Source organism: Pseudoalteromonas sp. S3431, from assembly GCF_000690035.1.
Lineage (GTDB): Bacteria > Pseudomonadota > Gammaproteobacteria > Enterobacterales > Alteromonadaceae > Pseudoalteromonas > Pseudoalteromonas fuliginea.
Map to the genome: position 1 here is coordinate 83,417 of NZ_JJNY01000040.1, position 12,935 is coordinate 96,351.

The following is a 12,935-nucleotide window of genomic DNA, read 5'->3' on the forward strand; positions in this document are numbered from 1 at the left end:
CTTATGGCATATCTAATAATGTTTGCGTGTGGGCATCTACTTTAACTTCGTAGTTTTTAGCGCTTAAGCCCAATAGTTCCGGCAAGGTTGCCGCTATACAAATAGACGAGAACGTACCCACTACAATGCCAGTAAATAATGCAATAGCAAAGCCTTGCAGTGGTGCGCCTGCAAGCAACCAAACGCTCGCAACCGTTGCAAGTGTAGTACCCGACGTTATTAAGGTACGCGTTAGTGTGCTTTTAATCGCATTATTAATAATAGTTGCTGGGCTAAGTATATTGTTTGATTGAACACGTAAAAGCTCGCGCACTCTATCCCCTACTATTATTGAGTCGTTAAGTGAGTAACCAATAATAGCCAGTAAACTTGCCAGCACGGTTAGGTTAAACTCAATTTGTAATAGTGAAAACAACCCAAGTACGAGTATTAAATCGTGCACTAGCGCAACCACAGAGCCAACGGCTAAGCGCCATTCAAAACGCACTGCAAGGTAAATCATTACTGCAATCATTGCAGCAAACATGGCTAAACAACCTTGATCAAATAACTCATCGCCCACTTGTGAGCCAATATAAGCTGACGATAACACCTGTGCGTTTATATCATCGTTTTGTGTAACGGCGCTTTGCCAATCAAGGCTATTAGCTGCTGTTGATGTAGTTGATGCACTTGGCGCTTCTCTTAATTGAAAATGACTATTCCCTTGCGCGGTTAGCTCAAACTCACCGTTGTGATTTTTAGCAATAAACGATTGAAGCTCTTTTAGCTCAACGCTTTGGCTAGTTGTAAACTCAGTTAAATAACCGCCGGTAAAATCTAGGCCAAAATTTAAACCTTTGTGCGTAAGCGTAAATACCGATAGCAGCACTAAGATGGCGCTTAAAAGCATGCCCATAAAACGTAAACGTGTGCCCTTTTCACCTTTCAAAAAATAATTAAGCATGTACTTTTACTCCTGCTTTTTTACCCATTTTTAAATACAACGTTTGGCTTAATATTTTTGATACGTACACACCTGTAAATACAGACGTTAAAAGCCCCAGTGCGAGTGTAATGGCAAAACCTTTAACGGGCCCATAGCCTATGCCGTATAAAATAAGTGCGGTGATCATGGTGGTTATATTGGCATCAAATATTGTATTTGCGGCTTGTTTATACCCCTCTTGAATAGCTTGATATGGTGCACGGCCTTGGCGACGTTCTTCTTTAATACGTTCAAAAATTATTACGTTAGTGTCTACCGCCATACCTATGGTTAATACTAGGCCTGCAATACCCGGAAGCGTTAATACAACCCCTGGTAATAATGACATTAAGCCCACAAGGGACGTTAAGTTTAATATAAGTGCTACGTTTGCAATAAGGCCTAAACGGCGATACCAAAGCGCCATAAATGCAAGGGTAATACCCATGCCTAACATAAGCGCGGCTAAGCCATTACTAATGTTTTCTTGGCCGAGGCTTGGCCCTATTGTTTGTTCGTGCACAATTGTAACGGGGGCGGTAAGCGAGCCTGCACGTAGTAACAATGCCAGATCGGCTGCCGCTTGTTGGCTTTTCATATTGGTGATACTAAAACGCGAACTTAAATGCTGAGCAATATTGGCAACATTAATAACTTCGCTTTTTTTAACTACTTCGCCTTTAGCGTTTTGAGAATACTCAGAGTAAACCGTCGCCATTGGCTTACCAATATTGGCTTTTGAAAACGCCGACATTGCATCCCCGCCTTGGCCGTCTAGGCTCAGTTGTACAAGTGGTTTACCCCAATCGTCGCGGCCTATGTTTGCATTATTAATATGGTCCCCTGTAAAAATTGGCACAGGATCGAGCTTTATCGTTCCGCCCGATTGCATATTAAATGTTTGCCCGCCAATTTCTTTTAATTGATAAAATCCAAGCGATGCGGTTGCACCAATAATACGTTTTGCTTCGGTTGGATCTTGCACGCCTGGTAGCTCTATACGAATGCGATGTTTGCCTTGTTGCTGTGTTACCGCTTCAGTAATACCTAACTCTTCAATACGTGAACGAAGGGTTGTAAGTGTTTGGCCCATTACTTCTTTATCAAAGCTGCTGCGCCCTTGCTCTGAATAACTAAATTTGGCAGTTTTAACGCTGCCGTTATTGCTTGTTACAACGGCTAAATTAGCAAATCGGCTTTTTAGCTCTTCAATAACAGGGGTTAACTTGTTGGTTGCATTAGGCAATGCGTTTATTTCAAACCCGTGCTGAGTTTGCTGCGCTTTTACGCCATGTGCTTTTTGTTTAATAATGATTGATTTAGCTTGTTGATACGCACTGACTAATTGCTCATCAACGGCTTTATCTAAATCTACGTCTAGTACAAATAGCACACCGCCATTTAAATCAAGGCCCAGCTTAATTGGTGATAAACCAAAATCTTGTAACCATGTAGGGCTGGTTGCATGCTCAACAATTTTAACTTGCGTGTTTGGGTATTGCGCTTTTATAGCCGCTTGTGCCTGAGCGCTTTTAGTGGGCTCGTTTAAAAGTACATTAATAGTTGATTGCTTATCTAAACCCTGCTCAACCTCAAGCCCTTGGTTATTTAAAAAAGTAACTAGCGTTTTAGTGCTCGGTAAAGATTGCATTTCGCTGTGCTGCGTGCTACTTACGTGCAACCACGATTTATTTGGGTATAAATTTGGTAATGCGCTGATAGCTAATAAAACCAATACTATTAGCATGGCTATATAGCTTAATTTAAACTTAGCCGTAGACGGCTTTTTATCTTTTTTAAAACTTAACATGTTTAATCCTTATTGCCAGCAAAGCTAGCAACGTACTTTTTAAAAGCACAATTAATCTGCAGGCTAAAACTTTAAAGTTAAAACCTAATAAAATTAAATAAGGAAAATTAAGCGTGGTAGGTAGTTACGGCAGTGTAGAGTAAGTTAACGTCTTTCCAGCCACTTAAGCGCGACTTTTTACTATTAGTCACAAGCGTATACCAAGGTTGTATGCGGTTAACGGCTCTCGGTCGTAAAAATATATGCCTAACAAGATTTTGAGCAAAAAATTCAAAAACCACATCGTATTCAGCCTCACTTTGCACAGTGTGCAAAAACAATGATGAATTATTGGCAGTTAACCTTGGTTGGTGCGCGTCAAAATCGGTTTGATGCGTTTTTTTATGCTGCGTAGTATCTACAGACTTAGTAATGGGCTGTATTTTAGTTAAATCGCCAATATCAGTAGGCGAAACCTGCGTGCTAATATTTATATTTAAATTTTGTGAGGCGCCCATAGCATTACTCTGCACACTAAAAAGTGCAGCAAGTAGCAAAAAGGCAGTTAAAAACACTCTAAATTTAAACATTCACGTTTTAAAACTAAAATAAGGGATGCGTAGTATATAAGGGCAAGCATTTAAAATACAATGCTTATTAATTAAGTATTTAGTTTTAACAGAGATCACTAATGCGCCCCAGACAAAGCACAGAAAAACGCCCCGACGCCATGAATTTACGCCAAAGTGTAAAAACACTCTGGCCCTACCTTACAAAATTTAAAGGCCGTGTTTTTATTGCACTTATGGCGCTTATAGGCGCAAAAGGTGCCACTCTTTTAATGCCTTGGGCGCTTAAAGAAATAATAGACTCTGTAGATAAGTCGATTAACCCACTGTTAGTTATTCCTGCTTTATTGCTATTGATGTACGGTGGGCTGCGTTTTGCTAGCGTATTTTTAGGTGAGGTAAGAGATGCTGTATTTTCGCGCGTAACCGAGCACGCCATGCGTGATATTGGTTTAAAAGTATTTAAGCATTTGCACTCACTTGAGCTGGCTTTTCATTTAGATAGGCAAACCGGTGGCATTAGCCGCGATATAGAACGCGGTACAAGCGGGTTAAGCTTTTTAATGCGTTTTCTAATGTTTAACATTGTGCCTACTTTATTTGAAATACTGACCGTTGCGATTATTTTTGGCACGTTGTTTTCTGTTTGGTTTGCGCTTATTACATTATTGGCAGTCGCTATTTATATTACCTTTACTGTGGTGGTTACTCAGTGGAGAAACCGCTTTATTCGCGAAGCAAACGCTGCCGACAGCCAAAGTAATACCCGCGCTATAGACAGCCTACTTAACTATGAAACTGTAAAATATTTCAATAATGAACAGTTTGAAGCTAAAACGTACGACACCTTTTTAGCAAACTGGGAAAAAGCCCGTTTAAAAAATAGAATGTCGTTGCTCGCCCTCAACTCAGGCCAAGCACTTATTATTGCCTGTGCTATTACCGCGTTAATGTGGTTGGGCTCAACCGAAGTAGTTGCAGGAACTCTATCTATTGGTGAACTTGTGATGATCAACGCGTATATGATTCAGCTATTTTTACCGCTTAACTTTTTAGGTTTTGTGTACCGCGAAATAAGGCGCGCACTAACCGACCTTGAAAACATGCTTGGACTACTTAACAAAAAACCACAAATAACCGATGCACTTAATGCAAAAGAGCTCAATATTAGCCGAGGTGAAATAACATTTAATAATGTAAGTTTTAGTTACGATGCGCATCGCCCTATTCTTAATAACCTTAGTTTTAGTGTTAAAGCTGGCAGCAAAGTAGCCATTGTTGGTGCCAGTGGTGCAGGTAAAAGCTCATTGGCGCGACTGCTTTATCGTTTTTATGATGTAAGCACCGGTGAAATTAGCATTGATAATCAAGCAATAAACTCAGTAACACTTAATAGTTTACGAAAAGCCATTGCAATAGTCCCGCAAGACACCGTGCTGTTTAACACCACGATTCGTGAAAATATCGCTTACGGTAGACCATCAGCAAGCGATGCTGAAATTGACGACGCCATTGCTATGGCGCATTTAAAAGACTTTATAGCAACACTTGATAAAGGCGATAAAACACTGGTTGGCGAGCGCGGTTTAAAAGTATCCGGCGGCGAAAAACAGCGTATTGCCATTGCGCGCGCCATTTTGAAAAAGTCCCCTATTTTAATTTTTGATGAAGCAACATCTGCACTCGACTCTCATTCTGAGCAAGCAATACTCGCGGCAATGCGTGAAGTTGCCAGTAACCATACGAGCGTTGTTATTGCTCATCGCCTTTCTACTATTACCGATGCAGACACCATTATTGTGCTCAAAGCCGGACAAATTATTGAGCAAGGTAAGCACGATGAGTTACTTACTCTCGCCGGAGAATATGCCCGTATGTGGGAGCTTCAGCATAAAAAATAAATAGTGCGTAACCCCTTTCAGCTCTTATGCTTGCCGGTATTCGAGCTAAATAAAGCGTTTATAGCGCCTATTAGCCTTTCTCTTTTCTTCTATATTAGTTTTATCGAGCACAGTGGTGATTCACCTCAAAAGGTTTGTTTGTCTGATTAATATCAATAACAATCGATAAGTTAAATATTCGTAACAATAAAAATGATTCACTACTGCTTTAATTCAATCAGTGATACTCAGGAGTAAGTAATGAAAAAGAGTTTAATTGCCGCAGCATTAACTGCCACATTTATTACCGGTTGTTCAGATCCGCAAACAACAAAAGCAAACGAACAACAACCTAAAGTAGCGACAGCAGCAGTAACAGAAAAAGCAGAGTTGGGTAGTTTTGGTGTTGATTTAACAGCCCGTAACGAAGCCGTTAAACCAGGCGATGACTTTTTTATGTATGCCAGCGGCACGTGGTATGACAACTACGAAATGCCTGCAGATAAAACCCGCTACGGTGCATTTTCTGGATTAGCTGAGCGCAGCGAAGGCGATGTTAAAGCTATTATTGAAGAAATTGCAGCACGCAAAGACTTAAACGCATAAGAAAAACTCGTTGCTGATTTTTACAACGCCTACATGGATACCGAAACACTTAATAAACTAGGTGTGGCGCCAATCAAGCCATTATTAAGTGAAATTAATGATATATCGTCGACCGACGATTTAGCTGAGATGTTTGGTAAGTCTTGGTTAACCGGTAATAAAGCCCCTTTTGGCGGCGGCATGTGGTTTAATCGCCTAGACCCTAATAAATATGAAATGTCACTAGGTGCTGGTGGTTTAGGCTTACCAGATCGTTCTTACTACCTTGAAGACGCTGAGCGCTTTGTTAAAACCCGTACAGCTTATGTTGCTCACATTGCTGACATGCTTGAGTTTGCAGGAGTAAAAAATACCGCAGAGCGTGCTCAAGCAATTGTTGATCTTGAAACCAAAATTGCACAAGGTCATTGGCCTCGTGAAAAGCGCCGTAATCGCGATTTAACGCTAAACCAAATTGAACGCGCCGATTTAAGCACTGCTTATCCTGGTTTTAACTGGGATTTATATTTTGCACAAACAGGTTATAAAGTACCTCAGTTAAATGTCTCTCAGCCTGAGCCTATAAAAGCGATGATTGAGCTAATGAATCAAGAAGATATTGCAGTATGGAAAGACTACCTAACGTATCACGCTCTTAGCGGTAACGCAGGTTTACTATCAGAAGACGTATTTAATACTAACTTTGCTTTTTTTGGCAAAGAACTAAACGGACAACAAGAGCCTCGCCCTCGTTGGAAACGTGCAATAAGTGAAATGTCAGGCACAAGTTCGCTTGGTTTTGCTATTGGTAAAATATACGTAGCACGTTACTTCCCTGAGTCATCTAAACAACAAATGTCTGAGCTGGTTGAAAACCTACGTACAGCTCTTGGTGAACGTATTGATAACCTAGAGTGGATGGGCGATGAAACTAAAGTAAATGCGCGCGCTAAACTGGCTGCATTTGTACCAAAAATTGGTTATCCCGATGTTTGGCAGTCTTATGATGGTTTAAGCATTACTAAAAACGATTTAATCGGTAATGTGAAAAACATGCGTGAATTTTTCCACGCAGAAAGTGTTGAAAAAGAGCTACAAAAAACAGACCGTAACCGCTGGGGCATGACGCCACAACGCGTAAACGCTTACTACAATAGCTCGTTTAATGAAATTGTATTTCCGGCTGCGATATTACAACCGCCGTTTTTCGATCCAAATGCCGATCCGGCTGTAAACTATGGCGGTATTGGCGCTGTAATTGGTCACGAAATGGGTCATGGGTTTGACGATCAAGGTTCAAAATCAGACGAAAACGGTGTGCAACGTAACTGGTGGACTGATGCTGATCGTGCTGCATTTGACAAAAAAGCCGATCAACTAGCTGCGCAGTACAGTAAATACGAGCCAATCGAAGGTAACTTTGTTAATGGTCGAAATAGCCTTGGCGAAAACATTGGTGATGTGGGTGGTTTATCAATGGCCTATCACGCGTACAAGCTCAGTTTAAATGGTAAAGAAGCGCCTGTAATAGACGGCGTGACTGGCGATCAACGTTTCTTTCTTGCGTGGGCACAAGTATGGAAAGAAAAACGTACTGAGCAAAGCATGCTTAACCAACTGCGTGGTGGCACACATGCCCCAGGTCGCTTTAGAGCACAAGCGCCGCGTAACCACGATGCATGGTACAAAGCGTTTGATGTAAAACCAGGCGATGCGTTATACCTTCCTGAAGATGAGCGTGTACGTATTTGGTAAGTAACACTTACTTTTTATTACTTAGTAAGGCAACCTGTTATACAGGTTGCTTTTTTATTGAATTAAATTTACACATAATAGATATAATTCCAACGTCTAGAACCCTCGATGATCCCATTAATAAAATACAGTTTACATGGCTTTTAAACGTTACCGATTTAATCTGTTTTAATACTTACTAGCCCTTGAATGCATTTACCTTTAGAATACGCATTATAATTTTATTCTATTATTTACATATATTAAGGCGAAACGCAGATGGGAAGAGCTTACCAAAACAAAAAAGATTCAATGGCTAAGACTGCGGGTGCTAAAACTAAAGTTTATTCTAAGTACGGCAAAGAAATTTATATTTGTGCAAAAAACGGCGGTGTAGATCCAGATGGTAACTTATCATTGCGTCGTTTAATTGAACGCGCTAAAAAAGACCAAGTACCAGCACACGTTATTGACCGCGCAATAGACAAAGCAAAAGGCGGCGGCGGTGAAGACTACGCAGCAACACGTTACGAAGGTTACGGCCCTGGTAACTGTATGATTATTGTTGACTGTTTAACAGACAACAACAAGCGTACCTTTGCTGATGTACGTGTTTGTTTTACCAAAGCAAATGCTAAAATTGGCGCTCAAAACTCTGTTTCACATTTATTTGATCACCTTGCTATTTTTGTATTTGACGGTGATGACGACGAAGCAGTACTTGAAGCTCTTATGATGGCTGATGTTGATGTAACTGACGTAGAAGTAGATGACGGTAAAGTTACTGTTTTTGCTCCTCACACAGAGTACAACAATACACGTACAGCGCTTGAAGAAATGGGCGTGACTGAATTTGACGAAGACCTAATTAGCTTTGTGCCACAAATTGAAACGCCGATTGAAGGCGAAGACGTTGAAGTTATGGAACGCTTTTTAGCAATGTTAGAAGATTGCGACGACGTACAAAACGTTTACCATAACGCGCAATTCTAAAGAGCAATTTAGTAAGTTAGAACGACTTTAAGCCAACAGCTATGTTGGCTTTTTCATTTTTAGAACATGGTATTAATATGAACTCCCTTAAAGAGCTTAAAAGTGGCAAACTTGTTGGTGCTACTCGCCTGCAATTGGTAGAAGAGCTAACGACATTTCCTGAAGAAATCTTTAGTTTAGCTGACACGCTTGAAGTTCTCGATTTATCAAATAATAACTTATCAACACTACCTGATGAATTTGCCTGTTTAACACACCTGAAGCGTGTATTTTTATCGTTTAATCAGTTTAAGCATATTCCTAAAGTGCTCGCTAAATGCCCTGCTTTAATTATGGTCGCGTTTAAAGGTAACCAAATTCCTGAATTTGCTTTAAACAGCCTGCCAAAAAATATTGAGTGGCTAATACTCACCGATAATACGTTAAGCGAATTGCCTGAAGATTTTGGTAATTATACCCAGCTTAAAAAGCTTGCGCTTGCAGGCAATCAACTTAAGCAACTGCCAATTAGCATGGCGCAGTGTAAAAACCTTGAGCTCGTTAGGCTCTCAGCTAATAACTTAACACACGTAGACGACTGGCTGTTTGAATTGCCTAAACTTGCTTGGCTTGCGTTTGCCGGTAACGATTTTAATAAAGCTCAGTGCCTTACAAAAAGCTGCTTAGAAAATAAGCCTCTTAACGATTACACACTTAGTCATGTTATTGGCCAAGGTGCATCGGGCGTTATTCATTTAGCGCAAGCAGCTGATAGCGCTGTAGCTATTAAATTATTTAAAGGCGCAATTACCAGCGACGGCTACCCGCTTGATGAAGTAAATTGCTGCTTACAAGCAGGCGATCACGCTAATTTAATTAAAGTACTTGCCTACATTGAGCAAAGTGATCAGCTAGGTTTAGTAATGGAGCTAATAGATAAAAGCTTTGCTAATTTAGGCCTGCCTCCAAGCCTTGAAACCTGTACGCGTGATACCTTTAACGATGATTGCCATTACTCAACTCACGCTATTTTAAAAATTGCACAGCAAATGATAAGTACGCTGCATCACTTGCATATTTGTAAAGTAAGCCATGGCGACGTGTATGCGCATAACACCATGATAAACAAAGATGCTGATGTATTATTTGGTGATTTTGGTGCAGCCACAAACTTAGCCATGTTAAGTGATTATCAACAAAAGCAAATCGAGTTAATTGAAGTACGTGCATTAGGGTGTTTAATTGAAGACTTATTAGGCACGGTAACTGGCGATGATAGACAAAGTGAGCTCTTTGTTAAAATGTCCGATATGACAAAATGTGCCATGCAACCTACATTAAATCAAAGACCTACATTTACTGAGTTATTAGCTGAGCTAAAATAAGTTTAATATTAATAATATAAGCGAGCAAAATGTAACACCTTGCTCGCTTTTAATTTATGTTTATTCGGATTTTCCGAACTTATTTAGTGCGCTTAAACGGGTAAATCTGTTGTTTAAGCATACCTACGGGCATGTAATCCCCGACTACACCATAGGCTTGTGGCCACTCTTTTTGGCCTTTAACAGCAGTACCAAACACATAATCTAAAAACGAAAAATGTGCAGCGTAATTTCGGTCAATCGCGGCTTTATCTGACGCATGATGCCAATGGTGAAACTGCGGTGTAACCATAAAATATTTTAGCCAACCAAATTTCACACGTACATTTGCATGGTTAAACACAGCCTGCAAACCCACAATTATTACGTACAAACTAATTATTTGCTGTGAAAAACCAAGCACAAATATAGGCGTGAGCACTAAGCTGCGCGTTACGAGTATTTCAAGAATATGCTGGCGAGAGCCCGCTAACCAATCCATTTCTTTAGCACTGTGATGTACGCCATGAAAGCGCCATAATAAAGGGACTTCGTGATAGGCACGATGCACCCAATACTGCATTAAATCTGCCACAAGTATTATTAAAAACAACTGCACTATAAAGGGTGTTTGCTCTATATAACCTTGTACTGTAGATGATACAGCCCAGCCAAAGCCATAATGCACAAAGTGGTTAGTAACGAGTAATACAAAACCAATAATTAAATGATTTACAAAAAAGTGGTTTAAATCGCCTCGCCATTCGCTACGTAATATTTTTTGATCTTTACGATGAGGTAATAACTTTTCAATCACAATAAATATAAGTGTTGAGCCGAGTAAATCTAAAATAAACCAATCAAGCCCTATATAAGGTGTGTCGGTAGCAAATTCGTTTACTTCAACGTTTGGTCCGCCAAACATGATAGCGAGTAAAATAAAAAACCACGCTGTAGCCCCTAAACGCTTATTGGTATTACGTGCAAAGTTAAGTAATCCTAAACTGCCCGAGACCAATAATGATGCAAACATAAGCTGACGTAAAAAGTCGACGCTGTAGCTTTTTCTCAGCTCTGGTGTGGTTAAGTATTCAGGGAAGTGAAACGCTAATACGCCTAAGCAACTCAGTATTGCTAAAAAGCAGGCTATGTAGCCACTTATGTTGCCCTCACCTATCTGAAGATGATTTGTGCGAAATACTTTTCGCGATAAAGCTCTGATCATTTTTATTATTCCTTGCGTCGTTGAGTTGATTAAATACAACGAAATTCCATTGATTTACACACCCACATATTAACAAAATTTAGGGTATAAAAAATACAAATAGTTCCCTCCTAATTTTGAATTGCAAATATACAGATAAACCAAACGCAAAAAAGCCACGCAATGCGTGGCTTGGTTGGATAAAGCTAAACTTTTACAAGGTCAATTATAAGTACTGACCTAATGCTTTAACTTGGTCTAACATGCGGTTTGAGAAACCCCACTCGTTGTCGTACCAAGCCATTACTTTAACTAGTTTGCCATTGGCTTTAGTTTGCGTTGCATCAAAGATAGACGACGCTGGGTTATGGTTAAAGTCGATAGAAACAAGCGGAAGCTCGTTATATTCTAAAATACTCTTCATTGAACCCGTTGATGCTTCTTTCATGATTGCATTGATTTCTTCTGCAGTCGTATCACGCTTAGTAATAAACGTAAAATCAACTAAAGAAACATTGATTGTAGGTACACGTACCGACATACCGTCTAATTTACCAGCAAGTTCTGGCAATACTAAACCAACAGCTGCCGCAGCACCTGTTTTAGTTGGGATCATAGATTGAGTTGCACTACGCGCACGGTATAAATCTGGGTGGTAAACGTCAGATAAGTTTTGATCGTTGGTGTAAGCGTGAATAGTCGTCATGCTACCTTGTTCAATACCTACTGTGTCGTTAATTGCTTTTGCAATTGGCGCTAAACAGTTAGTAGTACAAGAAGCGTTAGAAATGATATTACTATCAGCATTAATTACGTCGCTGTTTACACCATGTACTACTGTTGCATCTAAACCAGTACCTGGAGCAGATACGATTACTTTTTTAGCGCCTGCAGTAATGTGCTTAGCAGCGTCATCACGTTTAGTGAAAAAACCAGTACATTCTAAAACGATATCTACGTTCAGCTCTTTCCACGGTAAGTTTGCAGGATCACGCTCTTGCGTTAACGTAATTACGTCATCACCAATTAGCATAGTGTTGTTTTCAAGTGTTACTTTTTTAGAGAAAATACCATGAACTGAGTCATACTGCGTTAAATGTGCATTTACGTTAGCTGGTGCTAAATCGTTAATTGCGACAATTTTAATTTCGTTGTTTTGAGCTGACTCGTAAAGTGCACGTAATACATTGCGACCGATACGGCCATAACCGTTAATTGCTACATTAATCATTTTAGACTCCTATTTAAGTTCACTTGCTTGGCGAGCAAGCGCTTCAATTGCTTGCCAGTCTTTATTTTCAATTAGTTGTTTATCTAGCATCCAAGTACCACCAACACAAATAACGTTGTTAAGCGCTAAATAATTAGGTGCAGTTGCTAGGCTAATGCCGCCAGTTGGGCAAAAAGTAATATGTGGTAATGGGCCACCGATTGATTTAAGCATTGCTGTTCCGCCCGCGGCTTCTGCAGGGAAGAATTTTAAAAACTTAAAACCATGCGACGCAAGCTGCATAACTTCACTCGCCGTTGCAGCGCCTGGTAAAAATGGTATATCTGACTCTTTTGCTAAAGCAATCAGCTCATCGCTAACACCTGGGCTCACCATAAAATCAGCACCCGCAGCCACTGAAAGATCAAAGCTTGCTTTATCTACAACTGTTCCAGTGCCAACATATGCTTCTGGTACTTCCGCTTTCATTAGCTTTACAGCTTCTGCGGCAATTGGTGTACGTAGTGTAATTTCTAAGGCTTTTAAACCGCCGTTATATAACGCTCTAGCAAGTGGTGCAGCATCTTCTAATTTTTCGATTACAACCACTGGCACCACTGGTGCCGATGCTAAGATTTTTTCAATACTCATTACTTGTTCC

General features: G+C 40.2%; 9 protein-coding genes and 1 pseudogene. 4 read left to right on the plus strand and 6 right to left on the minus strand.

Annotated elements, in window-relative coordinates; genetic code table 11:
* Position 1 precedes the first annotated feature (1 nt).
* From secF to DO88_RS09725, 3 genes are all read right to left on the minus strand, one after another.
* Complete coding sequence (gene secF, locus DO88_RS09735; protein WP_033039290.1) at positions 2-946, minus strand: protein translocase subunit SecF; 945 nt, start codon at positions 944-946, stop codon at positions 2-4.
* Positions 939-2,777 (minus strand): protein translocase subunit SecD, encoded by a 1,839-nt coding sequence (gene secD / locus DO88_RS09730; protein WP_033039293.1) that lies wholly within the window; start codon positions 2,775-2,777, stop codon positions 939-941. Before secD ends, secF begins: the two co-directional genes overlap by 8 nt.
* 107 nt (positions 2,778-2,884) lie before the next feature.
* Complete coding sequence (locus tag DO88_RS09725; protein ID WP_033039295.1) at positions 2,885-3,346, minus strand: hypothetical protein; 462 nt, start codon at positions 3,344-3,346, stop codon at positions 2,885-2,887.
* 101 nt (positions 3,347-3,447) lie between these two features.
* On the opposite strand from DO88_RS09725, the gene DO88_RS09720 reads away from it, so the two are divergent.
* From DO88_RS09720 to DO88_RS09710, 4 genes and pseudogenes are all read left to right on the plus strand, one after another.
* The gene (locus tag DO88_RS09720) at positions 3,448-5,226 is read left to right on the plus strand and encodes an ABCB family ABC transporter ATP-binding protein/permease (protein WP_050482442.1); all 1,779 of its coding nucleotides are present in this window, start codon (positions 3,448-3,450) and stop codon (positions 5,224-5,226) included.
* 240 nt (positions 5,227-5,466) lie between these two features.
* Positions 5,467-7,545, plus strand: a pseudogene (locus tag DO88_RS0118315) (M13 family metallopeptidase).
* 258 nt (positions 7,546-7,803) lie between these two features.
* On the plus strand, positions 7,804-8,517 hold the full coding sequence (locus tag DO88_RS09715) for a YebC/PmpR family DNA-binding transcriptional regulator (protein WP_002959761.1): 714 nt from the start codon (positions 7,804-7,806) through the stop codon (positions 8,515-8,517).
* A gap of 41 nt (positions 8,518-8,558) precedes the next feature.
* On the plus strand, positions 8,559-9,881 hold the full coding sequence (locus tag DO88_RS09710; protein WP_084166025.1) for a protein kinase: 1,323 nt from the start codon (positions 8,559-8,561) through the stop codon (positions 9,879-9,881).
* A 79-nt stretch (positions 9,882-9,960) separates the two neighbouring features.
* Here the strand turns inward: DO88_RS09710 and DO88_RS09705 are convergent, their stop codons facing one another.
* From DO88_RS09705 to eda, 3 genes are all read right to left on the minus strand, one after another.
* Entirely contained in the window at positions 9,961-11,085 is a 1,125-nt protein-coding gene (locus DO88_RS09705; RefSeq protein ID WP_033039298.1) for a sterol desaturase family protein, read from the minus strand.
* A gap of 205 nt (positions 11,086-11,290) precedes the next feature.
* A complete protein-coding gene (gap, locus tag DO88_RS09700; RefSeq protein ID WP_033039300.1) occupies positions 11,291-12,295 on the minus strand; it encodes a type I glyceraldehyde-3-phosphate dehydrogenase in 1,005 nt (334 codons plus the stop codon).
* Between the two features lie 9 nt (positions 12,296-12,304).
* Positions 12,305-12,925, minus strand: a complete 621-nt coding sequence (eda, locus tag DO88_RS09695; RefSeq protein ID WP_007375360.1) for a bifunctional 4-hydroxy-2-oxoglutarate aldolase/2-dehydro-3-deoxy-phosphogluconate aldolase — start codon at positions 12,923-12,925, stop codon at positions 12,305-12,307.
* Positions 12,926-12,935: the final 10 nt, after the last annotated feature.

Bases quoted from the DNA above. Each gene is read 5' to 3' on its own strand.
- DO88_RS09710 (WP_084166025.1), top strand. From the start codon at position 8,559: ATGTTGGCTTTTTCATTTTTAGAACATGGTATTAATATGAACTCCCTT.
- secF (WP_033039290.1), bottom strand. From the start codon at position 946: ATGCTTAATTATTTTTTGAAAGGTGAAAAGGGCACACGTTTACGTTTT.
- DO88_RS09715 (WP_002959761.1), top strand. From the start codon at position 7,804: ATGGGAAGAGCTTACCAAAACAAAAAAGATTCAATGGCTAAGACTGCG.
- gap (WP_033039300.1), bottom strand. From the start codon at position 12,295: ATGATTAATGTAGCAATTAACGGTTATGGCCGTATCGGTCGCAATGTA.
- eda (WP_007375360.1), bottom strand. From the start codon at position 12,925: ATGAGTATTGAAAAAATCTTAGCATCGGCACCAGTGGTGCCAGTGGTT.
- DO88_RS09720 (WP_050482442.1), top strand. From the start codon at position 3,448: ATGCGCCCCAGACAAAGCACAGAAAAACGCCCCGACGCCATGAATTTA.
- secD (WP_033039293.1), bottom strand. From the start codon at position 2,777: ATGTTAAGTTTTAAAAAAGATAAAAAGCCGTCTACGGCTAAGTTTAAA.
- DO88_RS09725 (WP_033039295.1), bottom strand. From the start codon at position 3,346: ATGTTTAAATTTAGAGTGTTTTTAACTGCCTTTTTGCTACTTGCTGCA.
- DO88_RS09705 (WP_033039298.1), bottom strand. From the start codon at position 11,085: ATGATCAGAGCTTTATCGCGAAAAGTATTTCGCACAAATCATCTTCAG.